Below are 26,100 nucleotides of genomic sequence, written 5' to 3' on the forward strand. Positions count from 1 at the left end.
CTGGTTTTCTTCGGTAATAATGGGGGAATAGCATCTGAGAGAGGAAGGATGTTCCCATGCGGTATCGAAGAAGAACCGGCCATCCCGTCAATAACCGCATCAAAGATACCCTACCGGCTAACACATCGATTACAGATCCCGATGCCTTAAGCCCGGATATACAAAGCAATCTAAACCATATCAGAGCAGCCCTTGGCAACAGCACCGATATCGTGATCAGGGAAATTCCGCTGGATGAAGAGGAGATACACTATATCGCTATCGTTTATACGGACGGTTTGGCGGATCAAAAGATCATCTCGGAATCCATCATGATGGTAGTAGCAGATATTGCGAAAATCCCGGGTCAGGGAAGATTCGGAACATTCGAAACCATTCGACGGGCAAAAGATATTAGAACAAATTTCCCTCGTCAATAATGAGATTCAGTCTATTACCGATTATAAAAAGTTGTTCCATTCCTTATTGTCGGGAGACACCATTTTTCTGGTAGATGGATTGAATCGAGGCATCGCGGCAGGTACACGCGGTTGGAAGGACCGCGGGGTCATGGAAACATCGGCGGAGAATGTCGTCCGCGGCCCGCGCGAGTCCTTTTCGGAGTCGCTGCGTACGAATACAGCCTTGATTCGCCGGAAAATCAAGGATCCTCAACTGTGGATGGAAACGCAACAGATCGGTCGAGTGACGCAGACGGATGTCGCCATGATGTACATTAATGGCATTGCAAACGAAAAAATTGTCGGGGAAGTCCGGGCCCGGCTTGGACGAATCGATGTGGACAGCATCTTGGAGAGCGGCTATATCGAGGAGTTGATCCAGGATAAGACGTTAACTCCTTTTCCTACCGTTTATAATACCGAACGTCCGGATGTGGTTGCGTCCGAGCTGCTGGAAGGAAAAATTGCGATTATCGTGGACGGGACTCCGTTTGTTCTGATTGTTCCGGCTCTCTTTGTCTCTTTCTTGCATGCTGCGGAGGATTAGGATTACTATCAGCGCGCGGATATCAGCTCTTTCCTGCGCTTGCTGCGCTACCTGAGCATATTTATTTCTTTGCTTGGACCTTCCCTCTATGTTGCCATAACCACCTTTCATCACGAAATGCTGCCGACAAGGCTCCTGTTCGGACTGGCTGGGCAGCGTGAGCAGATCCCGTTTCCTGCCTTTGTCGAGGCGGTCCTTATGGAGGTTACCTTCGAGATCCTTCGGGAGGCAGGCGTGCGGCTGCCCAAAAATATCGGATCGGCGATTTCCATCGTAGGCACATTGGTGATTGGGCAAGCCGCCGTTGAAGCGGGGATCATTTCGCCCGCCATGGTCATCGTGGTTGCGATCACGGCAATTTCAAGCTTCGTCGTTCCATCCTTTAATATGTCCATTGCTTTTCGGATGCTCCGGTTTCCGTTAATGGCTCTTGCCGGATCCTTTGGCCTGTTCGGCATCTTAGTGGGGATCATCGCCCTAATTCTCCATTTGTGCAGCCTACGCTCGTTCGGCGTTCCGTACATGTCACCTTTCGCGCCGTTAATTCCGGAGGGGCAAAAAGATACGATATTGCGGCTCCCGCATTGGATGCTGCTGAGTCGCCCCCGACTGATGAATCAGAACAACCAAAAGCGCAGAAAAAGCACACCACCCCAAAAATCGCGGGAATAGATTATTGCAGACCAGCGGGAAAGTGAGTGAAATGGATGAAACGGATCACGGCGTTGATTCTCCTGCATATTGTCATCATGCTTCTTCTGAGCGGTTGCTGGAGTCGCAGGGAATTGAACGATCTGGCCATAGCGGTAGCCGCTGGGGTGGACTGGGTGGAAGGCCGCTATCGTTTAACTGTCCAGGTTGCCAATCCCGGGCAGCTCACCGCCAAAAGAAGTGGAGGTCCCTAAGCGCCTGCTACATTGTATACGGCAGAAGGGGACACTATTTTTGAAGCCTCGCGGAGGATGACACAGATCAGTCCGCGGAAAATTTATTTTTCCCATTTACGGATGTTTCTTATGGATGAGGCAATGGCAAAGGAAGGGATTGCCAAAGTTCTGGACTTGCTATCCAGGGATCATGAATTTAGACCCGATTTCTACTTGGTTGTGACCAAAGGAGCAACGGCGGAGGAAACGTTGAAAATCATGACGTCCCTGGAAACCATCCCTGCAAATAAACTTTACGAATCGCTGCAAATCTCCGAGAAGGTATGGTCACCCAGCATGGCCGTAACGCTGGATGAATTGATAAGTGATATTACCAGCACTGGAAAACACCCCGTGCTTACAGGATTAATCATAACTGGGAATCGGGACATCGGAAAAACGAAGAAGAATGTAGAAAATATTAATACGCCAAGCCAATTGAAATATTCGGGGCTTGCCGTTTTCAAAAGGGACAAGCAGATTGGGTGGTTAAACGAGAAGGATAGCAGAGGGTATCGACTTATTACGGGGCACGTGAAAAGCTCTGTAGATTTCATACCATGCCGCCGGAACGATGGCAAGGTTATTGTGGAGACGCTTAGGTCCGAAACGAAGCTGAAGGGAAGAATGGTCCAATCCCGTCCTCAAATGGATATCCGAATTAATATGGAGGGAAATATCGGCTCTGTAGAGTGCGGAGGCTTGGATCTGTCTCACCCTGATACCTTAAGAGACCTCGAAGTCCAAATGGAAGAAAGACTAACCCAAAGCTTAGAGGCGGTTATCGCTAAAGTACAAACGGAGCATAAAGTGGACATCTTCGGCTTCGGGGAAGCTTTTCGCCGTGCGCACCCGAAGGCGTGGAAAGGGATGAAGGACGAGTGGGAAGACCGATATTTTCCGAATCTCGAGACCCATATCCAGGTGGATTATAAAATCCGGCGTACAGGAACTACCAACGATTCATTTCTAAATGATATCAAGGAATGAGGCGATTTCATGCTCAACTTCGCGATTATAGCGGCTTCAGCCGGGATCGTAACCTGGCTGGAGCTGCCGAGGATGCTCCGGGAAAAAGAATACAGGGAAATCTGGGGGTTCGCGGTATTCATGATCATGGGCATGGGAATCAGCGTGGCTCAAACGGTCATGAAAGATATCCCAACGCCCTTGGCTATGATCACGGTCATATTCAAGCCGCTCAGTGATTGGCTTACTGCCATCGGTTTGATCCAATAAGAAAAGGAGCGGGAAAGATGCCCGTAGTCAAAATTTCACTGCGTCAGGTCAGCATATTAACTGCCTTGTATACGATCGGAAGTGCTATTCTTATCGTTCCTTCGAGTATGGCTTCCATCGCTAAGCAAGATGCCTGGATTGCCTGCTTGGTCGGTACCGGCCTCGGATTCATCATTCTGGCGCTGCAGCTGCAATTGTTCAAAAAATATCCGGAAACGAATTTAATGCAGTTGTCCGAGAAGCTTTTTGGAAAATGGATCGGCAAAACGATAAACCTTCTCTTCCTGCTTACGTTGTTCCTAGGCGGTCCCGCTACGGTGTTACATGAGATCGGTATTTTCATGACGATCCAGATGCTGCCGGAAACTCCGATTCAGGCGATCATCTACCTATTTGGGGCCCTGGTTGTGCTTGGGGTGCGTTTAGGCCTTGAGGTGCTGGCTCGTTCAGCGGAAATGCTCTTTCCATGGTTTCTTCTTCTGTTTCTATCCATGAGTTTATTATTATTGTCAGAGATTAAATGGGAGAATGCTATGCCGATTTTGGAATCGGGGATTAACCCCTTCTTTCCAGCCGCCGTCTCTTTCGTTAGCATTACTTTTCTGCCGAATGTCGTGTTGATGATCATCTACCCGGGGGCCGTCAACCGACCGTCAGAAACATACAAAGCCGTTTATATCGGCAGTTTATTCGGAGCGATGGTGTTGTTTACGATTATTGCCTTAACGATCTTGGTACTGGGTCCAGACATAACAGCAAGAAACCTGTATCCGAGTTATATGCTTTCCAAAAAAATCAATATCGGCAATTTTCTTCAGCGGATTGAGGCGGTCATGGCCGTGATGTGGTTTATCACTTTGTTTTATCGGATTTCCTTGTATTTCTATGCCATAGCGATTGGCGTAAGCCAAATATTTAATATTAAAAACTATCAGCCTCTGGTCGTTCCGCTCGGTTGGATTCTGGCTGCGGTTTCCGTCTTCATCTACCCCAATGTTCCATTCAAGTTGGTATGGGACAACAAGACCTGGATTCCGTATACGATTACCGTCGGATTTATACTCCCGCTGTTGTTGTTCGGCATGCACGGATTGCGTAAAATAGGTTCCAAAAAAACAAAAAAGTCCTCGAAATCCGCCTGAACGGTTGGAGGACAAAGTGGGTTAATTGATAAATCCACAGAAACCGCTATTGAAATGGAAATAGCTTGGCTTGTGCGATCCGTCTACTTGTAGACGGTTTTTTATGTTGAGCCGGCAGGAAAGGGAAGTTTATCTATTGCGCACTAATAGATGAAGTCACTCTGACATTATTAAGGAATAACGGCGATTGTGATTTATGTCAAATTCTTAGGTTTATCACCGATCAAGCCCAACAAAAACATTTGAGAATAAGCGTAGCCTCTATAAGTCTTGGATAAACACGAAGGAATCGTAAGGTCGAGATCCATATAGGTCGTCAAGATCAACTGCGTAAACTCCTTCTGGTTCGTCAAGGAATGCTCTTGCAATTGTTTAGCGAATTCCTTGTTGACATGTTCCCTTCCTCCCAATGCTTGCTGCAATTGGTATCCTGCCAAATATAGCTCGGCAGCAGAATCTTCATCCGTTCTTCGATGCTCCGCTACACAGTTGCCAATCCAGTCGCGAACAAGAGTAGAAGGGTCCGTATTGATCCTATCCATTGTCTGAAACCGACTGAAACCCTGCGTACCTGGCAGTCGTATATGATAATTGTCATCTCTGACATCGTTAACGGGAGGAGGAGATAAAACCCGTGGTCAAGCAACGCAAAAATAAACCCAGTCGTACAGGTATCCATACATATAAGCAGAAAGCGAGAAAACAACGTAAACGATCCGAAGACACCCGCTTCGATCGGTTCTGGTTTCGGATTATGGAAGCGATCGGATGGATTATCCTGCTTGGATCGCTTCTAATGTATTGGAATTCCGCCCGGCTCACGACCATTATAAACAAAGCTCAGCCGGTCCATCATTTGACATCCGAAATGACTGGCTATGTACGTCTCGAAGGTCAGGCTGGGGGAGAAGCGGCATATACGGATGAAGGCAAGCTCCAGGATCTTTATGCTCTGCTCCAGAAAGAGCCGTTCCGCTGGGAATGCGGCAAGGGTGGTTGCGATTACAAGCTGGATGATAACGGAAGCCATCAATCATGGGGAAGTTCAGAGCTTAACGGAGTAACGGTTCAGGCGGAACGGTTCAGGTTTTACACGGACTGGCTTCCGCTGAATTTTGCGACGGTTGACCCGAAACATGTCTCCCTGATTTACCAAGGAAATTCATCCCGACCGCTGCTGATGGAAAGTCCCAAGGGTACGGCTTACGGTTATTATGCCGTCTCCCCCGGGGATTGGGTGACGGTAATTGGCCGGGCTAACAAAGGCCAGTTGGAAGCCTTTCCCTTACCGGGGGACGATACGAAACATCCTGTTCTGCTGATCGGTACGAGTGTGGAACAGATGTTGTCGGAAGAGAAAGGAGTCCAGTCCGTGTATTTGATCATTTCTTGTATCGTCGCATTGATGCTGCTCCCTAAAATGATCGGAAGAACCAGGCGAATCACTCCATGGTTAAAGACTAGAAGAGCGAGATAGTATGAACTGCATACGGAGGCGAGGATCATGGCTGCGGGGAAGACCGCGGCTCTTGATCCAAGGGTGCAGACACATTTGACATGAATAAAAACGAGGAGTAAAATGAATTCGCAGCTGCTTGAACAATTGTTCAAAACGAACGTTCAAATCAAAGAATCAACTTAACGAATAATTGGAATAGCAAATACATGTAGACAGGTAATGGATATCGAATGGTAAACGAAAAACAGGTACAGAATCAGGAAAAGGACGTAAAGCAGAAGATTTTAGGGGCAGCGAAGAAGCTGTTTGCCGGAAAAGGTTTTGAAGGCACCAGCGTCAGGGGAATTTGCGACGAAGCAGGCGTTGCATTAGCGCTGGTATCCTACCATTTCGGAGGAAAGGACAAGCTGCTCTATGCTTTGTTCGAACCGCTTAATGAACATTTTGCGAAGCTGTCCTTCAACTTGGAGGAGCCAATCAACGCGCTTGAAGCGTTTATCCGTGGTTTTGTTGCATACCGTTACGATAACGAAGAGTTGATTCATATCCTGCAGCAGGAAATGATGATGCAAAGTCCCCGGCTCAAGATGCTTTCGAATGCCTTTTATCCTTCTTGGGTACATCTAAGAGCCATACTGGAAGCAGGGAAGAGCCAAGGCGTGTTTCAGTTCGAATCGATTGTGTACGCCGTCCATTTTGTGATGGGGGCCGTTATCTTTTCCAGACAGAACCCGTTCCTCGAGCCAGTGTTCGGCGATTTGCCCCCTGCGGAGGACAACGCCGCGCAGGCAGCTGAGCATATTATTCGTCTTGTCTTGAACGGTTTGCATTCATCGTGAACAGCAAAGGGGATAACATCATGAGAGCAGCGAAAATATACGGAACTAAAGACATCAGGGTTGAAGAAACGGCCATTCCTCCTCTTGAAGCGGGAAAGATACTCCTCAAAGTGGATTATGCAGGCATATGCGGAAGCGACATGCATGAATATGTAGCGGGTACATTTCCAATCCGCACGCAGCCGGTTCTCGGACATGAATTCTCCGGTACGGTCGTTGAAGTAGGAGAAGGCGTAACCACTGTGGAGCCCGGTGATCAGGTGGCCGTTGAACCACTCATCGCTTGCGGCCATTGCTCCAATTGCCGAAGAGGAATGGTGAATCTGTGCTCGAACAGCGGCGGTTACGGTTATTCCATTTCTGGCGGGTTCGCGGAATACGCCGTTGTTAAAGAGGAGAATGCGTTTAAGCTTCCAGCTGAAATGGACGTTAAGTTTGGAGCACTCGTCGAGCCTACGGCCGTAGCGGTTCATGCGGTACGGCAAAGCACGCTGCGTCTTGGCGATACGGCAGCCATCTTTGGGGCTGGTCCGATCGGTCTTTTGCTCCTGCAAGCGGTGAAAGCGGCGGGAGCAAGCGAAATCATCGTCGTGGAAGTATCCGATGACCGCCGGGAGAAGGCGCTGGAGCTAGGTGCAACCCACGTACTTAACCCGGTTGAAGTCGATGCAGTTGCACGAATCAAGGAGCTGACGGACGGAGGAGTGGACGTAGCCTTTGATGCGGCGGGTGTGCAGGCTACATTCTTGAGCGGCGTAAGTGCGGTGAGAAAAGGCGGGGAATTCAAGGTTGTGAGTTTGTGGGAACAGCCGGTCACCTTTAGCCCGAACAGCTTTGTAAAGACCGAAGCCAAAATTACCGGTTCTTACGCTTACGCAAACCTGTTCCCCGAGGTGATTCGATTGCTCGCCGGAGGTATCATTGATGGGAACAAGGTCATCACAAGCCTCATACCGCTCGGCGATATTGTCGAGAAAGGCTTTGAAACATTGGCCAATGATCGAAAACAATGCAAAATTTTAGTTGATATGCACTTGTCCTAATGAATCAGCCCTACCAAGATCTCTATGGTAGGGCTTTTCTATACTGTACCTTACGCCGAATTTAATGGGAGGTGGAATTATTATCCACTCAGTCTTCATCAAAGGCATTTTTTTATATATAATTAATTCTTACATATTTTCATAAACCACTCTTAGGTTAATAAAAGCAAAGCGAGGTGAGCGTGATGGAGGATACCATCACCATTGTAGAATATGACCAGAGCTGGGCGGAAGCTTTTGAATCCGAAAAAGAAGCGCTTCTTTCGGGACTTGGTGCCGAAGCGGCAGCCATCGAGCATGTGGGGAGTACCGCGATTCCCGGGCAGGCATCCAAGCCGGTGATCGACATCTTTGTCGGTTTGACGCCGCTCCGGCCGGTCGCCTATTATGAATCAAGGTTTGATCCGGCTAGCTATACGCATATTCCAACCGGAATGCAGGGGAGATATTTATTTGCCAAGCGTACGGAAGGAAAGTGGACTCATAATGTTCACCTTATGATGTATGATGCGTTGTTCCATACGAGAAATGAAATTTTGCTGCGAGATTATTTGCGTATTCATCCGGAGCTTGTCACGCAGTACGGAGCAGAAAAAAAGGGCGGCTGCCCTAAACGCAAGTTCCATGGAAGCCTATACGAAGGAGAAAACCGCTTTTATTCAGATGGTTGTGGATGCGGCCCGAAGCGAGCTGGGCCTTCCGCTGCAGAATGTGTGGGAAGATTAAGATTAAAAACAGCACGACCAGCGCTATCAAGGTATACGCTGGTCGCATGAAATTTAATGGGGATATGCCGTATCAAATTCGACGCCGCACGGACCGCCATTGGGATTGATGTCGAGATTGACTTCCGTCCCGTCCTCCCGGAATAATGGCCGATAGAAGGCACCGATCTTGGCAGCCGAGGCGTTGGCGTAGTGGCAGATGAAGGCTCGGCGAAAACGGTTGGATTTGTTACGGTAGGAGCCGTGGATCAGGTTGCCGTTAAAGAACAGCACATCGCCTTTGTCCATGATCGCCGGGAGGGCCTTGCTGTCCTTGGGCGGCTTTACGAAATGGGTGGTGAACGACTCGTTCGAGTCGGCTTCCTCCGGGCACACCAGAGCATAATCACTTGTTTTCGGAACGACGAGCAACCCGCCGTTCTCTTCATTAGACGCATCGATTGCGGTCCACGCCGCGATACAGTTACCCGGCTCGACCTGCAGGTAAAAGTTGTCCTGGTGCAGCGCTTGTCCGCGGGAACCCGGGGGTTTGTAATAGAACATGCTTTGAGCCGCGAGTGCCGGCTCGCCATACAAATCGGCCAGTACATCCATAACAGGCTTGTGCAGCATATATTTCATCGCGGTCGGATTAAAGCGGTGCGGATGCATCACACGGGGATAACGCTTCAGCGGTTCGACAACTTCCTCATCCAACACCGGCTCAAAGTGGCCAGGAACGGTAGTATGGCTGATCTCCTCAAACGTTGCTTCGATTTCCGACACCTCCTCCTGGCGGAAGAGCCCTTTTACGATTAAATAACCTTCCGTTTCGAACCATTGCAACTGTTCTTGAGTCAATACTCTTGGCTGCTTTTGCATGGGAATGCCTCCTGTACGTTTATTGTTTTTCCTATTGACAATAGAATATCGCCTGCTTAACTTGAGAGGAAGTCAGTTTTCTGCTTATTAATACCGGGATTCTGTTATTCTGTTATTACAGGTACAAAAGGAGGAGAAGTTCATGCGAAAGCCGGCGGGCAGGCACGTGAAACCCTTAGAAAGTACCGGCACCATATTCGGCGACCATTTCGATCAAGACGATGCTTATCGCTTACGTCGCCCTCATGGCATGAAGGACTGGCTGCTTGTATATACGCTGCATGGAGAGGGCTATGTCCGTACGCCTGCCGGAGAGAAGCGCTGCGGACCCGGGCAGCTTGGCCTACTGCGCGCCAATATCGCGCATGAATACGGAACTGTGAAGGGGAAACGCTGGAACTTCCTGTGGATCCATTATCCCGGACTTCCGGAAAACAGGATGCTGCGTTATGAGGAGTTTCTAGTCGAAACGCTGCCCGATGAACGTGTCCGTGGGCGAGTCGAGCAAGCATTTCGGAATGTACTTCAAGATTCACTGGATCGTTTGGACCTATGGGAGGCGCTGTGTGAGAATTCGTTGCGTGAAATTTTGCTCCTGCTTGCGCAGCGGATGAACAAAAGACTCGATCCCAGAGTCGAGCAGACCCTTGGTTTGCTGTCCCGATCGTTAAAAGAAGATATTCGAATCGACGCGATATCGCGAGAGATCGGAATTTCGGGGTCAAGGCTGGCCCACTTGTTCAAGCAAGAAACGGGGTACACTATCGTGGAGCATCTGAATCAAATGAGGGTTCGCCATGCCGCCTTATTGATGACCCATTCCGGCCGTACGGCGAACGAAGCCGCGTTGGATGTCGGGTTTAACAGTTACAATCATTTTGCCGATCAGTTTCGCAAACAGTACGGGGTTTCACCGAGGCAGTACCGCCAGGCGTGCAAGCCTACATGAAGGCTGCCAGGCTTACGTTATTCATGAATCATACCAATGGAAGCTGCCTGCAAGAGCGCTGTATAGAATCACGCTGTACAACCTCCACTGGCCAGCAGCATGGCTTCGGTATTGAATGCAACGACGCCGATCTGGACCATGATCGTCGGGTTGCTGTTCTTCGGCTTCGTGTTTAGGCGGATTCAATGGATGGGCATGGGTGTCGCGCTTGTCGGACTGATCATTCTGCTCGGCATTCGACCTGGATCATTTATTACCGTCGATTTCATTGGGTTTGCGACAATGATAGGTGCTACTTTGTGTTATGCCGTTGGTTCGCAGTTATCCAAACGCTTATTGGGCGGACTGAGTATGTATCAGTTAACGTTCGCGACATTGCTTGGGGCAATGGCAGGGAGTGGAGTGATCGCTCTTACAACGGAAACGGTTGAGCTTGCCAAGATCGCGGAGCCTGCCAATATAGGTTCTCTTGTTGGCCTGGGCATATTCGGTTCTGGTGTGGCCTATATTCTGTTCAATTATATGGTCTTGAAAGGGAGCCACGAGTTCGCGACATCCGTCACTTATCTCGTGCCTGCAACGGCGATGATCTGGGGATATACACTGCTGGATGAACCGATTGGGTGGAGCCTGATCATCGGCCTAATTCTCATTTATCCGGGGTGTTTATCACCAATCGTGGCGGACGAACACAAAAAGAAAGAGTTGCTGCTGTAACTAAATAACATTCAATAGCACCAAGAAGGACTGCTAGAGAGGCAGTCTTTTATTTTTTATCCCCGCGTTGTACCTTAACTGAAGCATTCAAGAAATTAAGGGATTTCGATATAAACGAAAGTGAAGAATTTCCTAAAGAGCTTCCTAAAGAAGGAAGGATGCCGCGTGTGATACGAATTTATACTTTGCTCCGGGCCGCTTAAATTGCGGCTTTTTTCTTGTTAACCTTCGGGTTTAGTTATTTTTCTATTGGGTTCCAAACTTTAAATTTTCGATGAAGATTTTGCGATTATTCTACCACTTTTGCAAAATCCACTTTGACCCATAACGAGATAAATGTAATAAAGCAAAATAAATATCGATTGACACCATCTTGCTATTTGCCTAATATACGGGCCAGACGACCCGGGTCCAAGTTCTGGATTCTACTTAACAAGGGTTTGTCAATTAATCGAAAAAAGGAGGTTCCGTATACAAAAACCGAGACGAACGCCCGTTCGCTAGCCGCATGCATGCGCAGTGGTTTTTCGGGAAGACAACGATTGATTCCAAGGAGGTTATTTATGAGATTTAGAAAGGGTGGCAAGTTCCAGGTCTTCATGCTTGCAATTTGTTTTATATTGGCATGCTCGGGAGGCAGCGGTGTCGCAGCTGCTTCCGGGGAGAGCAGGCTGGCCCAAAAAACATATGGAACACCGGAAGAAATTCTGGTCCCGAACAACTATACGGTGGCTGTGTTCAACGGTACAACTGGCAAGGAAGAGGGCCGCAACGTGCTTTACGCGACCAGTAAAGGAAAGCCGGGGCATCTTAACGTGATCGACCTGGAGGATTATAAACTGCTGCGGAGCATTCCGATCGGACCCTCCGAAAGCTCATGGGCACATACGACGGCACCGGACGGAACATTGTTCCTTGCGGCTGACGGTGGCGGAGCAAGGCTGTGGAGTTACTCGCCGGTTACTCATGTCCCTGTGCAAGTGGCACAGTTCGACGGCCAGTCGGTTCCGAACAGCATCACCACGGATGAACAGGGCCGCGTGTATGTCGGAACCTATCCCGGCGGCAAAGTGTATCAGTATGACCCGGCTACAAAGCAAACCAAAGATTATGGCCGCGTCATCGGGTTGCTTGACCAGGAATATGTGCGCTCAATTGCTTACCAGGGCGGCAATATATATGCCGGTACCGCGCATAAGCAGATCGTACGCGTGAATCTAGCGACAGGTGATAAAACGAATATCGCTGCTTCCCTGCCGGTTAAAGAAGACACCGTGTATGACCTGAGCACGATTGATAACCGTTATTTGTTTGCCCGATATACGGACGGAAGCGGCATTCCTGGAGAGGCGTTTATCTACGATACGCAGACGGAAAGCTGGCTGGATGTTGTGCTGGAGAACGTAACGGGGCTGCACGCGACGGACTCGCTTGACGGAAAACTGTATTATATGTCCGACAAGAAGCTGAAAACGTTTAATCTTGTAACGCATGAGGTCGAGTTAACCGGAATGGAGTACAACAGCGGATTTCGGGGAGTAGATTGGGTTGAATTTCCCCATAATCCGGAATACTCGGGCAAAAATCTGGTGACCGTCCGTTATGACGGCGGCGTTACGATCATGAATATCGAAACGAAGCAAGTGCACCTGTTGCCGCCTGTTATTCCGGGTCTGCCCGGCGTTGTCAACCGGTTGAAAAGCGTGTCCGATACGGAGCTGATCACCACCGGCTCGCAGGCGCGTTCCTCGCTCGTCGATTTGACGGATAACACCGCAACGCCGTTCAGCATCGGTCAGGCCGACAGCGTTCATGCCGTGGGCAATAAAGTCTATATGGGCGTGTATCCGGAGGGCGGTCTGTACGAGTTCGATTTATCGACGGAGCCTGGAATGAACAATCCGAAGCGACTGGCCGTACTGGGCAACGATCAGGAGAGGCTGGTGGATATCTCCAGTTCCAAAGGCAAGCTGTACATTTCGACGATATCCGGCTACGGCACGTTGGGGGGCTCATTGACCGTTTATGATACCGTCACCGGAGAAATCAACGTTCATCGCAATGTCGTCCAGAATCAGAGCGTGCTCAGCACGACGGTTCATGACGGCAAGGTGTTCGGCTCCACCACGATTCGAGGCGGACTGGGTTCTGAACCGACGGAAGCGGAAGCGAAGATTTTTGTCTGGGATGAGGAGACGCAGCAAAAAATCGCCGAGTTTCCACTCCGGGTTCCCGGTCTGGATAAACCGATATTCATCGGAGATCTTTCGGCAGGTCCGGACGGATTGATCTGGGGGGCATCCTATGAGTATATTTTTGCGATCGATCCCGATACGTATGAAGTCATGAAGAGTAAAAAAGTGTATCCAAGCTTGAATTTCAGCCAATGGGCGCATCACCCGCTCCGCTGGTCGGAGGATGGACTGCTCTATGTGCTGTTTAACAACAAACTGACGGTCATTGACCCTGAAACGCTGGAACATCGGACATTGGCCGACACCTCCAGATTCGATTTGCATTCTGACGGGAACCTGTACTTCACAGATATGCAAACCAATACGATCCTGTATCGGATGGAAGTTGACGGTGAGGTCGTGGAGGAACCGCCGCATACGGCTGTTCCCATCACCAATCCCGGCTTCGAAGAGGAGTTGAAGGGTTGGGGCCCGTTATTCGCTCCAGGCAACGGTTACCGCTATGATCGCAGCACAGAACGCAGTTTCACGGGAACGCACAGCCTGAAGATTACGGACACGCTGAGAACGGCATCTGTTGCCGTTCAGAGTGATCCGATTCCCGTCATTCCGGGAGAGGAATATACGGCGGGCATGAATCTCTATATTGAATCCGGTCAGCCTGGCTTTATGTTCCGATTCTTTGATAGCAATAACGCGACCATCTCCACCTTGGAAACCCATTTGGATGAATCGCGATTGGCCCAATGGCAGAAAGTGACGCTAAGAGGGAAGGCTCCAGCTAATGCGGCTTATGCAAAACTGATAGCGGTAACTTCCAGATACAATGTGGCAACAGCCTATTATGACGATTTCTTTGTAACGGTAAAAGACAGTGTGCCGCCCGTCTCCACGGTTAGTCTATCGCCTTCTCCCAACGAGAACGGCTGGGTGAATTCCGATGTGTCCTTGTCCATCTCTGCCGACCGCGCGTACTCCATTGCATACGCTGCGGAAGGGGCACAGCCAATAGAGAAGACTACAATAAAAGGGAATACGGCCCAGCTTGAAATCACGAAGGAAGGCGTCACGACGGTCACCTATTCCGCCACTAACTTCTCAGGCGTGCCTGAGGTTCCGGGGACGCTGAAGGTGCAGATCGACAAGACGGCACCTGTCGTTGAATTCACCGGTGAGCGTACGTACACCGTAACCGATTCTGTATACGTTTCGTGCAGCGCCGTCGACAGTCTGTCTGGGTTAGCTGACAATCCTTGTTCTCATGCACTGATTGAACGTCCTGCCTATTTCTTCGAGCCTGGATCCCACGATATCTCCGTCAAGGCAATCGATCTGGCGGGAAATAAAACGGAAGCGGTCTTTCGTTTCGAGGTGATTGTAACGTATGACAGCTTGTCCGCGCTTGCAGCGCATTTCGCCGCGAGCGATCCAGGACTCGCACAATCGCTGTCAAGTAAACTCCTCCATGCCAAAGAGGCCGAGAATAGAGGTAACACCTCTGCCAAGGAAGGCATGCTGAACGCCTTTTCCAATCAAGTTAGTGCACAATCCGGCAAAATATTGACGGGCGAACAAGCAGAAATACTTGCCAAACTGGCAGGTTACCTGTAAGCAGACGAAAGCTTCAGCCATCTTAAAAACACGACACTTTTCTTCCATATCGTCGTATCGTCGTCCATATAGTAGGAACAGCCGCGTGAATTACGCGGCTTTTTTTTTGTTATCAACCAAACGCATGGAATGGATTGTTTCTCATCATTAACAATGGCTGTACCGTCGAAATTTGTCATAACAAAAGTGCAATTTATACTTCTAAAGTAGCAATTTTTCGATGTCATATTGACTGGAAATTGAATGCTAACTAGAATGTGTTATAACAAATAATCAATACATTCAAAATTGTTAATACAAGTAAGTTGCGAGAAGGAGGTGATGCATTGCCGACGGAAGCCGATATTAGTCGACCACCGTGGCTAATATTTACTTACTATTTTGATCGAGAAAAAGGAGGTCATGACAAAGCATGGACGCCCGATTAAACTCGGCATCCCCACAGCCCGCTCCAAAGTCCAACAAATGGACGCATGTCAAAAGGCAGCTCAAGCGAAATATCGGGTTGTATATCATTATCTCGCCGGCGGTGCTTTATTTTTTGATCTGGCATTATTGGCCGATGTACGGCGTTCAGATCGCCTTCAAGGATTTTATGCCTGGCCTTGGCATTTGGAACAGTCCATGGGTCGGGTTCGAGCACTTCGAGCGGTTATTTGACGCTTATTATTTTTGGACGATTCTGAAGAATACCATCGGGATCAGTTTATACGGCCTGTTGGTTGGCATTCCCGCTCCGATCTTGCTTGCGCTTTTGTTCAACGAGATTCGAAATCGTAAATTCCGCTCATTCGCCCAAAGCATCTCCTACGCACCGCACTTCATTTCGGTTGTGGTCGCGGTCGGTATTCTGTTCTTCTTTATCTCGCCGACGAATGGCGTCTTCAACTCCATCCTTGTTTCCTTGGGGAGGGAACCGGTCGATTATCTGGCAGAGCCATCGAAATTCTGGCATCTATACGTCTGGTCGGGCGTATGGCAAGGAGTTGGCTGGTCTTCGCTCATCTACAGCGCTGCCATCTCGGGCATCTCGCCTGACCTGTATGAGGCGGCTTATATGGACGGGGCCAGCAAATTTCGGCGAATTTGGCATATCACGATTCCCGGCATCGTTCCGACCATCGTGATCCTGTCCATCTTGAGCGCCGGCGGCATCATGAGTGTCGGCTTCGAGAAAATTCTGTTGATGCAAAACGCGATGAACCTGGAAACCTCCGAGGTGATCTCCACTTACATGTACAAGAGCGGACTGCTTAACACCCAATACAGTTTTTCGGCGGCAGTCGGCCTGTTCAACAATGTGATCAATTTTATCATCCTGATTATCGTTAATGCGGTTGCACGCAAAGCGGGGGAGACCAGCTTATGGTAGAGGTCGTCGATGCAGGATTAAGGAGGGAATGTAAGAAGTGCTGCTGAACATCAAACGAACGCCTGGAGAAAAGCTGGCCGATATCATCATTCTAGTGCTGTCCATTCTGGTAATCATCGTCATTTTGTACCCGCTTCTCTTTGTCTTGTTTGCTTCATTTTCCGATCCGCGCCAAATTTGGGACAAGCCGCTGCTGCTGTTCCCGGCAGGCTTCAATCTTGACAGTTATGCCAAAGTGTTCGAGAACAGCGAGATCTGGAGAGGGTATGCCAATACGCTTCTGTATGCATTCATAGGGACGGCGATCAATATTATGATGACGGTATTTGGCGCTTATCCGCTCTCCAGAAAGCGCTTTTACGGCAAGGGACTGTTTACGCTGCTGTTTGCTTTCACCATGTTTTTCGGCGGCGGGCTGATCCCTCTTTATTTGGTAAACAAGGAGCTCGGACTTCTGAACACGATGTGGGCCTTGGTACTGCCTGGTGCGATCAGCGCCTACAACATGATTATTATGCGAGCCTACTTCCAGACCCGGATTCCGGTGGAGCTCGAAGAGAGCGCCTACGTCGACGGCTGCAATGATTTTCATATGCTGTATCGAATTGTGCTGCCTTTGTCGATGCCGATCATTGCCGTAATGATCCTGTTCTACGGGGTTGGCCATTGGAACTCATATTTTGACGCTATGATTTATTTGACGGATCGTAGTAAATTCCCGCTGCAGCTGATTTTAAGAGAAATACTGGTTCAGAACGACTTCAAGGAAATGGCCGGAATATCGGTCGGTGCCGAATATGCGGATCAGATGATGGTCAAGGAAGGCTTGAAATATGCGATCGTTGTATTATCCGCGCTGCCGCTGCTCCTGTTGTATCCGCTGCTGTCGCGTTTCTTTGAGAAAGGCATCATGGTGGGAGCTATCAAAGGGTAAGCCGATGCTGAGAGTGGTTATTACCGCTTGGAACTCATAATCATGAAAAGAGGGGATATGGATATGAGAAAAGGAATGAAACTTCTGCTTGCCTTGACGATGTCATTTTCGTTGACGCTTTCCGCCTGCGGCGGTTCAGGGGGGAAGGCGGAGCCGGAGCCGGCCGGAACGGACGGAGATCCCGGGAACATCAAGCTAAGGATTGTTAAGCGCGGGTATACCGATGTGCATCCTCCGGCCGATCAATTATGGATGTGGCAAAAATACGAAGAAATGTCCGGCATTCAAGTCGAATTTGAGGAGCTGGCGGGTTCCGCCGTCAACGAACGAAAAAATGTCATGCTTGGCTCCAACGACCTGCCGGATGCATTCTATCGCATTGCTTTCGGTACCGACGAGCTGATGAAATACGGCAAACAGGGCTTATTTGTTCCGCTCGAGGACCTGATTGAGCAGCATGCTCCGAATTTGAACAAACTCCTGAAGGATAATCCGGACATTAAGGGAGCCATCACGATGTCGGACGGGCATATTTATGCCCTGCCTTACGTCGATTTCTCTAAAGCGTTCAATTCCGTTCGCCTGTATATCAATAAGGATTGGCTGGATGAAGCAGGGCTTCAAGTGCCCAAGACGACCGAGGAGTTCCGACAAGCGCTCATGAAGGTTCGGGAGAAGGACAGCTCCCGTCTCGGGTGGGTGCTTGAATCGCAGTACTGGACTTTCCTGGAGAGCTTTCTGGCCGGCAGCTTCGGCATGGGGGAAGGCGGTGCCAAGGCATTCGGTCAATATCTATATAAGGACGCGGACAGACAGGTTAAGACAACGTTTAATGATCCGAAGTACAGAGAGCTGCTCCGTTACATGAGCGATTTGTACAAGGACGGGTCACTGGCCCAGCAAAATTTTACGACAGGCTATGATTATGCGAAGTGGTCTACGGACGGCTCCAACAATCTGATCGGTTCGTTTGTATGGGAAGGACCGGGATATATAGGTAAGGATGCAGCCGAGAACTATGTAGGCATTCATGCCCTCGAGGGGCCGAACGGGGATAAAGTCGCCGGGGTGCTTGGGCCGCCTGCCAAAGGGATCTTCGGCTTTGTCATCACCAACAAAAACAAATATCCGGTTGAAACCATCAAGTGGATCGATTATTTCTATGGGGAGGAAGGGATTAACTTTGCCACCTTTGGACTTGAGGGCGAAACCTATGATATGGTTGACGGCAAACCGAAATACAAGGACGAGATTCTAAATTACAAGGGCGGCGTGCAGCTGGGCGCTTTCCAATATGTTGATAATGTGTATGGTGCTTATTATCCATATGTTGAGCCAGACGACGATTTGCGGATGGCGGCACGTGGGACGACGGTAGCCGACGAGATTAAGGCGGATCCGGCTGAGCTGAATCAGTTGGCGCCTAAAGAGCTTTGGCCAGATTTTGTTCCTACGGATGAGGAAGCCAATCAAACGAGCGCGATCCTGACCGATATTAATAAATACATTGAGGAGATGCGGGTGAAGTTTGTGACGGGGAAAGCCAGCCTGGACACGGACTGGGATAACTACGTAAAGACTCTGGACAAAATGGGAGCCCAGAGCTACTTGGATATCAAACGAGCGCAGTATGAACGTTATACAAATGTAAAGTAATCGAAATGACTCGAAGTAGGAAGATAGGAGCGGTTTACATGCCAATGATGCAAACGCTATAATTTTAGTACGACAAGATTTACACTGGAAAATAGATATAGATGGGATGAGAACCAAGTTGACCAAAGACAATAAACCACCGCTGTATCGCGTGATGATGGATGAGCTGAAATCACAAATTTCTTCAGGCCACTATGCTCCTGAAGCCCAGCTTCCTACGGAGTCCGAGCTAAGCTCCACCTTCGGCGTGAGCCGTATTACAACAAGAAGAGCGCTTGAGGAGCTGGAGCGGGACGGGTTTATCTACCGTGTCAAAGGAAGCGGCAGCTTTGTTAAACCCCGGCAACGTGGGCAAGAGCAGCGGTCGGTTGGAATGGATAAAATGATATCGCTGATCCTGCCTTCCGAAGACGATCGCGGCACGATGGGATATATTCGCGGAGCTTCGGACTGGCTCAACGCGAACGGTTACTATTTGAGTATTCACCAAAGTGACTACGATTCCCAGAAAGAACGCGATCTGCTGGAAATGCTGACCCGAAAGGGCATTGCGGCCATTATATTGTATCCGCGGAACGATCAGACGAATTACGACATTCTGCATCGACTTTGCCTTGAGGATTATCCGATCGTGACGATCGATAAATATTTTGACAGTCTGCCGCTTGGGGCGGTGGTTTCTGACAATTTCAGTGGATCCTATCAAGCCGTATCCAGGCTGATTGAGCTCGGTCATCGAAAGATCGCGTTTCTTACAGCAGTCAGCATTGAATCAACCTCTTCGGTGCGCAACCGGTATTTCGGATACTGCCAAGCGCTGAAGGACCATGGACTTCCTGTGGATAGCCGTTATATCAGGCTGAATATGAAGGATTATCGAGAGAAGGTTGGCTTTGAACGATTTTATAATGAGCTGCTGGACTCTTACCGGACGGAAGGGGTAACGGCTGTTCAGACGGAGAATGATCTGATCGCCGCCAACCTGCTGAACCGCTGTTTGGAACGAGGGATCCGTATTCCGGAGGATATTTCGATCATAGGCTTTGATAATAATCCTGTCACAGAGCATGTCATGATTCCGCTGACCACCGTTGAGCAGAATTTTTACGAGATTGGACGCCAAGCTGCCGAACATGTTGTAAACTGGCTCGAGAGAGGGAAACAGACACCGGACCGGACACTGATCCCCGTCAAGCTGGTGGAGCGTGATACAACCGCAGCAGCTCCGAGAGGGAAAGTCACGGAGTAGATAGGATAGAAAGGATGATATGAAGGCTGATTGCCGGGCAGGGCTTCTTCCTGTTGCAATCAGCCTTTTTATAGGTATGTAAAAGTTGAGTATAAAAATTCTCTACTTACTCAATCACTCCGCAAGGATGGTACATTATTTAGAGGCATGGAGGAGGTGAACAACATGTGTACCATTCATATGCTGGTGGGGATACCCGGCAGCGGAAAAAGCTATTATGCCAAACAATTATGCAAAAGCGAGCGGGCCGTCATCGTTGCGACGGACTCGATCCGTGAAAGATTGTTCGGCAGCGAATCCAAACAGAAAAATACGTATCTGGTATTTGATGCAGCTTTCGCCGAGATCGAACAGGCGCTTGCGTCCGGACGAAATGTCGTTTTTGATGCCACCAATGTCAGCCGGGAGCGGAGACAGAAGTTCCTGAAGCGATTTGGCGAACGATCGGTGGAATGCCATATCTGCACAACCCCTTATGAAGTGGCTTTGGAAAGAGTCAAGGGACGAAAACGCCGGCTCGACGAGAAGATCATGACGAAATATGCCAAGAACCTTGAATTTCCTGTCATGAGAGAAGGATTCAGTGATCTGCATCTCGTTCATGAGCACGGCGAAACGCAGCTTACAAGAGAAGAACTGGAAGTGCTGTTAACACGCAGAGCGGGTCATGATGAGTTATTTCTCTACTTGTCCCAATCTCCCTATTTCAATGTGATGCTGGGATATGATCAGGAGAATCCGCATCATTCCAAAACGTTGTCGGAGCATACGTATGCCGTGCTGGAATATATCAATGCTTTCTATGAAGGCGAGCATCTGCTGGCTATGCAATTAGCAGCGCTGTTCCATGACGCGGGCAAGCCGTTCTGCAAAGTATGGAAGCAAGCAAGAGGGTACTATTCCTATTATGGGCACGAGCACGTATCGGCAAGCATTGCCTGCCATACATTGAAGGACCTTGGGTATGATGATGCATTCATTCAGCACGTCGTTCAACTTGTGAGCTTTCATATGGAAATTTTGCATGGAGGGGATGCAGGGGCATCCAAAATCTATCATTTGTTAGGCGAAGATAGGCTGGCTGAGCTGTATTTCTTCGCAGAAGCCGATACCTTCGGCAAATAAGGAGGTGAACAACGATGAAAATAAAGTATCCCAAAACGATGCATTTGCCTTGGTCCAGAGGGTATACGGATGACGATAAGATTTTACGAAACACGGACCATTTTACGGGACAGGAGGTCGTCATTACCGAGAAAATGGACGGGGAGAACACCACGATGTACCCCGGTTTCATTCATGCGAGATCGCTGGACAGCAAGGATCATCCTTCCCGTCATTATGTGAAGACGCTGCATGGGGGCATCAAGTATATGATTCCGGAGGGTTATCGTCTCTGCGGGGAAAACGTATATGCCAAGCATTCGCTTTTGTATTCGGCGCTGCCGTCCTACTTCATGCTGTTCTCCGTATGGAATGAGTTGAATGTGTGCCTGTCATGGGATGAGACGGAGGAATGGGCGGAACGTCTGGGGCTGGTCACGGTTCCTGTCTTGTACCGGGGAATCTGGGACGAGGATGCTGCCAAGGCTTGTTATACGAAGCAGTCAGACTGCGGCGGGGAGCAGGAAGGTTATGTGGTTCGGCTGGCTTCCGCATTTGCATATGACGACTTTAAGCGCAGCGTTGCCAAGTTCGTTCGCAAGAATCACGTACAAACCGACGAACATTGGCTAAGCAAACCGATCGAACCGAATCAATTGGCAACTGCGGAATAGACGATGGGTGAGTGTAATAAACATTAAATATTAGAAAATGAGGTGCTGATCATGTAATTCCAGATTGCTTTTTATATGAGATAATGTAAATGGATAAAGACAGGAGCTGCCGCTTAAATCGGGGCTTTTTTTATTGTTGTTTGTACATAGGGTCACCACATTTTGTTAGTTCAAGTATAATGAACCTATACATATGGATCAGAATACAGACCATCATTATTTCATGATAGGAGTGTAAAGATGAATATGAAGATGTTTCGAGTTTCTGCTCCTTCAGGGATCAGATTGATGATATCGATGTTGATTTTAATCGCTATTCTTCTTGGAAATATAATAAGAGGCCATGAAGAAAGGGACTTCTTTTATTATGCCTGCTTGGTGTGGTTAGTTTTTTGTTCCGCCGTATTCCTCATCTCCGTATATCGAACCTATCTGATGAAACCAGGCATGTTGGAAATAACTCAAGACGGAATCGTCATAAACGGTACAGTAATTAACGTTGTAGCTGTGAAATGTTTGCTGATCAACCATGACAGGAAACCGGTGGTCGGGATTAAACTGAAAGGGCGTGCAATCGTACCTCTAAAGTTATGTTTTACGTTCGCGGAGGAGCAGACGGAGGGAATCAGGCAGCTGGAGTTTTGGGCACGCGAAAGACAGGTGAAGGTGTCTAAAGGTTTTTTTATGAGATGGCTGTAGGAAGAACTTACTTATTATTCCACTTAAAGGAGGATGATAATGGAGGGGTTATACTCATTTATTCTCCTTGTTATTTGTGTTGGTCAATGGGTCTTAAGGAAGATCATCGACGTCGGCGAGGAAGAGATGCGTGATACACCGGTGCATAAATGGTATCTTCTGGGCTCATGGGCTTTATTAATTCCGATACTCATCCTTATATGGACGATGGATAGGAGCAGACCCAATCCCATATGGCCGTTCTTATTATCCGTAATCTTCTGCTTTCGCGGATATATGGAGTGGAAATACATGCGCGAAAGCAGGCACCATCAAGTTTCAATCCTATTGGCTGCAGTTTCGCTTTTCTTCACAGGATTGATGATATTCATTCTCTTATAAAAATATTAAAAAAAGCAATCAAAAAGAAATGTCCCGGAGATGGGTCACCTATAATGTAATCAGGTGTTTAGACATGGATTACATTATGGGGAGAGGCTAACATGAATAATATGTTCAATCATGTAGATATGACTCAAATCTTAAACCGAATCGACGCATTAAGCGCTCAATCACAACCGGTATGGGGAAAAATGGATGCTGCCCAAATGCTGTCTCACTGCTCCGCGTTCCAAGATATCGCCATGGGCATCACAAACCCGCCAAGAGGCTGGTTAGGTAGGCTGGTAGGGAATCTCGCGAAGCCTGTATTTTATAATGAAAAACCGTTACCCCGCAATATGTCTACGATTCCGGATATTTTGATTGCGGATCCAAGAGAATTTGAAACGGAAAGAGAACAATTGAAAGAAAAAATAGTAGCATTCCAAAAGAACGGACCTGAGAAATGTACCACGCATCCTCATGCATTCTTCGGTAAATTGACTCCGGAGCAATGGGGGAGGGGATTATACAAGCATCTGGACCATCACTTGAAACAGTTTGGTGTTTAAGGCTCAAGAAACCTGTGCAGTATGGATGCTTATATCCCCCCCCGTAGAGCCATCCCAACGAAGGTTGGCTCTACGGGGTTGAAGGGTTTTGCTGCAGATTATCTATTTTTCTTTATAACCAATCCTCGTATTTCTCCATAGTAAACTCGCCTTCCAGCTCCAATCGGGTATCCGGCTTACTGCCGTCATAATAGTTGACGTCCATCGTCGTCCCCTTCCAATATACGTAAAATACGCTATTTCCTCGATACTCAATGCGTCCCCGGTTATCATTTACCTCTTGGTGTTCAAAATAATACAGCCTTGCATCCAGGCTTCTGGAGTTCTCGTTGTAACCCTGGGCAATCGTAAATTCCAGCGGAGCAAAGACATCGAGTTTTAACGTATCCAGATAAATCGTAAGCTCCGCATCCGGATTGTTCAATAATTCATCCGAGTCCGGTAAAGACTGGAGCGGCTCGGGTTCCGTCTCTGTCTCGAACCAGAGCATGATTTGCGGCCGTTCATTGACTTGGTTGCGGGTTGCATAGGCTTTGGATCCGGCCAAAGCGTGTTTTTCGGTTCCGTTATAACGGATTAAAGTTAAAGTTCCTGTCATGCGAATCTCCTTATTTATTATCTCTTATGAACATTGAATCATCGCACCTTTCGATTACATATACCTTGTAATGGTACGGTTAGATTAAACGATCAGACATCTTTACTGAAGCGATAAATATTCCAGCAGGGCATCCATTTGCTCGCTTCCCAAAAGATCAGTCAGTGATGGCATCACATGGGCGAGAAAATCCGGTTTGGTCTCATAGGTTTCTTCGTCGCTGGTTTCACCTTGGAAATGAAGAGCACCTTGAATGAGAATGGACAGCGCGTGAAAGCAATCCGCAAGCGAATTCGCGATCAGCTTTGGCTCGCCACCTTCGAATGCGGCATATACGGGCGAACCACTGGCTTGGACGTCTACCATCAGCGGATCATCATTCACATTGGCAATGACGAGGTGATGGGCTAGCCAAGTGCTCGATTCCACGATTTCACCACCGTCGCTAATCCAGCGATAACCCAATTGCTGCCGGGCCAGATGCTCAGGAGAAACAAAGTAGATAACCGCCGATTCTCCGATCTCAACCGCCGCGTTTTTCATTTTATGGGTTCCTTCGGCCATAGCGTCAATCATCTCATAATGGCTATATAGATAGGTCAGCTCAGGGGACAGCGTGATACGTTCATCCACGGGTGGCATCCGGACCTCGGACCGCTGTCGTATTTCATGATCGGTGAAGAGCCCGAAATCCCGATTATATAAGTCCTGTTGTTCTATGAATCTCGTTAAAGCGGCTTCCAGTTCCAGCATTTATTTCATCCCTTCCAGCATATTAATCGAATTATAACACGCCAAGTCACCGTGGTTAAGCGTGGGGAATACAAACTCAGGAATGCAATATGGTAGAATATCCCCTATGAGGGGGCAACGAGAGATGAAATATGAGTTCAATATTACAGCGTCAATTTCCGAGCTCGTATGGTATCCGGATGAATGGTCTGACGAGTATAAGGTGCACCCGAACTTCCAAGCGGTGATGGATCGGCTTGACATAACCGTTCCCGTAAGAAATATATATGAACGGTACTTCGATAGTCCTGTGAACAGCGGACATGTTCTGGTATTCCGTGAGGTGGAGGATTCGGTTTCCTGCATCGTGCTGGACACGTATCGCGATCCGCTGGATCAGCTGGATATGATTCAATTGGGTTGGCGGAGCCATAGTGGGGATAACGAGATTCGCCGGCTATCCCGCAAATTTTATGATGAATGTGAGTTTGCGGTCCGCTATCAGGAAGGACAATCGGTATTGTACGAACTGCTGCGCGAAGATCGATACCCACGGCAATTCCGCTATGATATAGTTTTTGAGCAGAAGATGAAACGATTTGTGAATCTCATGGATTCATAAAAGCCTAAGGAGTGAGCAATTATGAATATATCAAAATCGCATATTCGTCCTTTTCCAGCTTATGAGGATGTTTTTGATGGCGATATAGAGCGGTACCGGCAGCATTTTCTCCCGATTCTCTCCCTGAACCTGAAATGTCTCTTTCCCGAGGAGGATCAGTGGCTGCACTTTGTATCCGTTAAAGAAATTCACGAAGGCAGTGTCGGTGAAGAGACGGCCTCCGAACACACGGCGTACACGAAGGAGGATATGTTTGGTTTTGATGTGGTGGATGGTAAATATCGCTTCGAGACCGGTTGGAACTACTTCTTGCTCGAGCAGGAACCCGATCATGAAACACTGATAGAAGCCTATGCCGACAATGAGCGGGACTTCATGGCTCGCAAGCAATTCTATGAAGAGAAGGGACATATCTTCCCATACTCGTCGTTCGGTCGCGCTGCCGGATCGTCGGATGAGCTGAAAAGTGAATACCAGGAAAAGCTGGAGAAGGGCTGGGGATTGAGCTTTCCTGAGATCAACGGACTCCTGGATGACATCGGATTTATGTCGGAAGAAGCCCAGCGGGATCTGCAGGAGGAGGGCGAGTCGCTGGAAGATTGGCTCAGGTTTGAGCAGACCAATCTGCTTCATGTGCCTCGTACGCCGGAGGGAGAGACATTTACATATATAGGTCGGTTAACGGGATATTTCTTTCAGGCCTACGGGGCTGATGCGTTATATCTATTCTACTCAAAGGAACTGTGCAAGGCAGTCATTTGCTTGGAATATACTTGAACTGCGACTTAACCTAGGCAATGATGACGAATGTCTAGGTTAGAAATACAAGCAGCCT

Annotated in this window: 26 protein-coding genes and 1 pseudogene; 23 read left to right on the forward strand and 4 right to left on the reverse strand. The window is 48.5% G+C overall.

The window, feature by feature from the left end; genetic code table 11:
- Window positions 1-56: 56 nt before the first annotated feature.
- The 5 genes and pseudogenes from ACPV3A_RS26905 (at window position 57) to ACPV3A_RS26925 (ending at window position 4,294) form a co-directional block, all read left to right on the forward strand.
- Window positions 57-1,659 (forward strand): annotated as a pseudogene (locus tag ACPV3A_RS26905) (spore germination protein).
- A 26-nt stretch (window positions 1,660-1,685) separates the two neighbouring features.
- The gene (locus tag ACPV3A_RS26910) at window positions 1,686-1,892 is read left to right on the forward strand and encodes a hypothetical protein (RefSeq protein ID WP_426202410.1); all 207 of its coding nucleotides are present in this window, start codon (window positions 1,686-1,688) and stop codon (window positions 1,890-1,892) included.
- Between the two features lie 12 nt (window positions 1,893-1,904).
- Window positions 1,905-2,903 (forward strand): Ger(x)C family spore germination protein, encoded by a 999-nt coding sequence (locus tag ACPV3A_RS26915; protein WP_426202412.1) that lies wholly within the window; start codon window positions 1,905-1,907, stop codon window positions 2,901-2,903.
- A gap of 9 nt (window positions 2,904-2,912) precedes the next feature.
- A complete protein-coding gene (locus tag ACPV3A_RS26920) occupies window positions 2,913-3,152 on the forward strand; it encodes a hypothetical protein (RefSeq protein WP_426202414.1) in 240 nt (79 codons plus the stop codon).
- Between the two features lie 17 nt (window positions 3,153-3,169).
- A complete protein-coding gene (locus ACPV3A_RS26925) occupies window positions 3,170-4,294 on the forward strand; it encodes a GerAB/ArcD/ProY family transporter (RefSeq protein ID WP_426202416.1) in 1,125 nt (374 codons plus the stop codon).
- 194 nt (window positions 4,295-4,488) lie between these two features.
- Here the strand turns inward: ACPV3A_RS26925 and ACPV3A_RS26930 are convergent, their stop codons facing one another.
- The gene (locus ACPV3A_RS26930; protein ID WP_426202419.1) at window positions 4,489-4,836 is read right to left on the reverse strand and encodes a hypothetical protein; all 348 of its coding nucleotides are present in this window, start codon (window positions 4,834-4,836) and stop codon (window positions 4,489-4,491) included.
- A 92-nt stretch (window positions 4,837-4,928) separates the two neighbouring features.
- Here ACPV3A_RS26930 and ACPV3A_RS26935 point away from each other — a divergent pair, with 92 nt between their 5' ends.
- The 4 genes from ACPV3A_RS26935 to ACPV3A_RS26950 all read left to right on the forward strand — a co-directional run bounded on the left by ACPV3A_RS26935 (window position 4,929) and on the right by ACPV3A_RS26950 (window position 8,411).
- Entirely contained in the window at window positions 4,929-5,771 is an 843-nt protein-coding gene (locus ACPV3A_RS26935) for a hypothetical protein (RefSeq protein WP_339223673.1), read from the forward strand.
- 212 nt (window positions 5,772-5,983) lie between these two features.
- Entirely contained in the window at window positions 5,984-6,592 is a 609-nt protein-coding gene (locus tag ACPV3A_RS26940; protein WP_426202421.1) for a TetR/AcrR family transcriptional regulator, read from the forward strand.
- Between the two features lie 20 nt (window positions 6,593-6,612).
- Window positions 6,613-7,635 carry a 2,3-butanediol dehydrogenase gene (locus ACPV3A_RS26945; RefSeq protein ID WP_426202424.1) on the forward strand — a complete coding sequence of 341 codons (1,023 nt, stop codon included), beginning with the start codon at window positions 6,613-6,615 and terminating at the stop codon, window positions 7,633-7,635.
- A 185-nt stretch (window positions 7,636-7,820) separates the two neighbouring features.
- Entirely contained in the window at window positions 7,821-8,411 is a 591-nt protein-coding gene (locus ACPV3A_RS26950; protein ID WP_426202426.1) for a GrpB family protein, read from the forward strand.
- 3 nt (window positions 8,412-8,414) lie between these two features.
- On the opposite strand, the gene ACPV3A_RS26955 is transcribed toward ACPV3A_RS26950, so the two are convergent.
- Complete coding sequence (locus ACPV3A_RS26955; RefSeq protein WP_426202428.1) at window positions 8,415-9,221, reverse strand: phytanoyl-CoA dioxygenase family protein; 807 nt, start codon at window positions 9,219-9,221, stop codon at window positions 8,415-8,417.
- Window positions 9,222-9,363: 142 nt separating this feature from the next.
- Between ACPV3A_RS26955 and ACPV3A_RS26960 the strand changes: the two genes are divergently transcribed.
- The 12 genes from ACPV3A_RS26960 (at window position 9,364) to ACPV3A_RS27015 (ending at window position 23,313) form a co-directional block, all read left to right on the forward strand.
- Window positions 9,364-10,170 carry a helix-turn-helix domain-containing protein gene (locus ACPV3A_RS26960; RefSeq protein WP_426202431.1) on the forward strand — a complete coding sequence of 269 codons (807 nt, stop codon included), beginning with the start codon at window positions 9,364-9,366 and terminating at the stop codon, window positions 10,168-10,170.
- Window positions 10,171-10,281: 111 nt separating this feature from the next.
- The gene (locus ACPV3A_RS26965; protein ID WP_426202432.1) at window positions 10,282-10,887 is read left to right on the forward strand and encodes a DMT family transporter; all 606 of its coding nucleotides are present in this window, start codon (window positions 10,282-10,284) and stop codon (window positions 10,885-10,887) included.
- A 563-nt stretch (window positions 10,888-11,450) separates the two neighbouring features.
- Window positions 11,451-14,693 (forward strand): hypothetical protein, encoded by a 3,243-nt coding sequence (locus ACPV3A_RS26970; RefSeq protein WP_426202434.1) that lies wholly within the window; start codon window positions 11,451-11,453, stop codon window positions 14,691-14,693.
- Between the two features lie 412 nt (window positions 14,694-15,105).
- Window positions 15,106-16,065, forward strand: coding sequence for an ABC transporter permease (locus ACPV3A_RS26975; protein WP_071221841.1), 960 nt, complete (start codon window positions 15,106-15,108; stop codon window positions 16,063-16,065).
- A 37-nt stretch (window positions 16,066-16,102) separates the two neighbouring features.
- The gene (locus ACPV3A_RS26980; RefSeq protein WP_426202436.1) at window positions 16,103-16,999 is read left to right on the forward strand and encodes a carbohydrate ABC transporter permease; all 897 of its coding nucleotides are present in this window, start codon (window positions 16,103-16,105) and stop codon (window positions 16,997-16,999) included.
- 63 nt (window positions 17,000-17,062) lie between these two features.
- Window positions 17,063-18,655, forward strand: coding sequence for an ABC transporter substrate-binding protein (locus ACPV3A_RS26985; RefSeq protein ID WP_426202438.1), 1,593 nt, complete (start codon window positions 17,063-17,065; stop codon window positions 18,653-18,655).
- A 118-nt stretch (window positions 18,656-18,773) separates the two neighbouring features.
- Window positions 18,774-19,904, forward strand: a complete 1,131-nt coding sequence (locus tag ACPV3A_RS26990; protein ID WP_339296389.1) for a GntR family transcriptional regulator — start codon at window positions 18,774-18,776, stop codon at window positions 19,902-19,904.
- Window positions 19,905-20,069: 165 nt separating this feature from the next.
- A complete protein-coding gene (locus ACPV3A_RS26995) occupies window positions 20,070-21,029 on the forward strand; it encodes an AAA family ATPase (protein ID WP_194542378.1) in 960 nt (319 codons plus the stop codon).
- Between the two features lie 14 nt (window positions 21,030-21,043).
- Window positions 21,044-21,682: an RNA ligase family protein gene (locus ACPV3A_RS27000; protein WP_194542379.1), complete on the forward strand. Its 639-nt coding sequence runs from the start codon at window positions 21,044-21,046 to the stop codon at window positions 21,680-21,682.
- 240 nt (window positions 21,683-21,922) lie between these two features.
- Entirely contained in the window at window positions 21,923-22,381 is a 459-nt protein-coding gene (locus tag ACPV3A_RS27005; protein WP_194542380.1) for a hypothetical protein, read from the forward strand.
- 126 nt (window positions 22,382-22,507) lie between these two features.
- Complete coding sequence (locus ACPV3A_RS27010; protein ID WP_426202486.1) at window positions 22,508-22,762, forward strand: DUF4181 domain-containing protein; 255 nt, start codon at window positions 22,508-22,510, stop codon at window positions 22,760-22,762.
- Between the two features lie 101 nt (window positions 22,763-22,863).
- Complete coding sequence (locus ACPV3A_RS27015) at window positions 22,864-23,313, forward strand: DUF1569 domain-containing protein (RefSeq protein ID WP_426202441.1); 450 nt, start codon at window positions 22,864-22,866, stop codon at window positions 23,311-23,313.
- Window positions 23,314-23,425: 112 nt separating this feature from the next.
- On the opposite strand, the gene ACPV3A_RS27020 is transcribed toward ACPV3A_RS27015, so the two are convergent.
- Together ACPV3A_RS27020 and ACPV3A_RS27025 are read right to left on the reverse strand one after the other, a co-directional pair.
- Window positions 23,426-23,911: a hypothetical protein gene (locus tag ACPV3A_RS27020; protein ID WP_426202443.1), complete on the reverse strand. Its 486-nt coding sequence runs from the start codon at window positions 23,909-23,911 to the stop codon at window positions 23,426-23,428.
- A gap of 102 nt (window positions 23,912-24,013) precedes the next feature.
- Entirely contained in the window at window positions 24,014-24,664 is a 651-nt protein-coding gene (locus tag ACPV3A_RS27025; protein ID WP_220685493.1) for a hypothetical protein, read from the reverse strand.
- A gap of 124 nt (window positions 24,665-24,788) precedes the next feature.
- Here ACPV3A_RS27025 and ACPV3A_RS27030 point away from each other — a divergent pair, with 124 nt between their 5' ends.
- A complete protein-coding gene (locus ACPV3A_RS27030) occupies window positions 24,789-25,265 on the forward strand; it encodes a hypothetical protein (RefSeq protein WP_220685492.1) in 477 nt (158 codons plus the stop codon).
- A 21-nt stretch (window positions 25,266-25,286) separates the two neighbouring features.
- Window positions 25,287-26,042, forward strand: coding sequence for a siderophore biosynthesis protein (locus ACPV3A_RS27035; RefSeq protein ID WP_194542385.1), 756 nt, complete (start codon window positions 25,287-25,289; stop codon window positions 26,040-26,042).
- Window positions 26,043-26,100 lie beyond the last annotated feature (58 nt).

Source organism: Paenibacillus sp. Dod16, from assembly GCF_049893405.1.
Lineage (GTDB): Bacteria > Bacillota > Bacilli > Paenibacillales > Paenibacillaceae > Paenibacillus_AQ.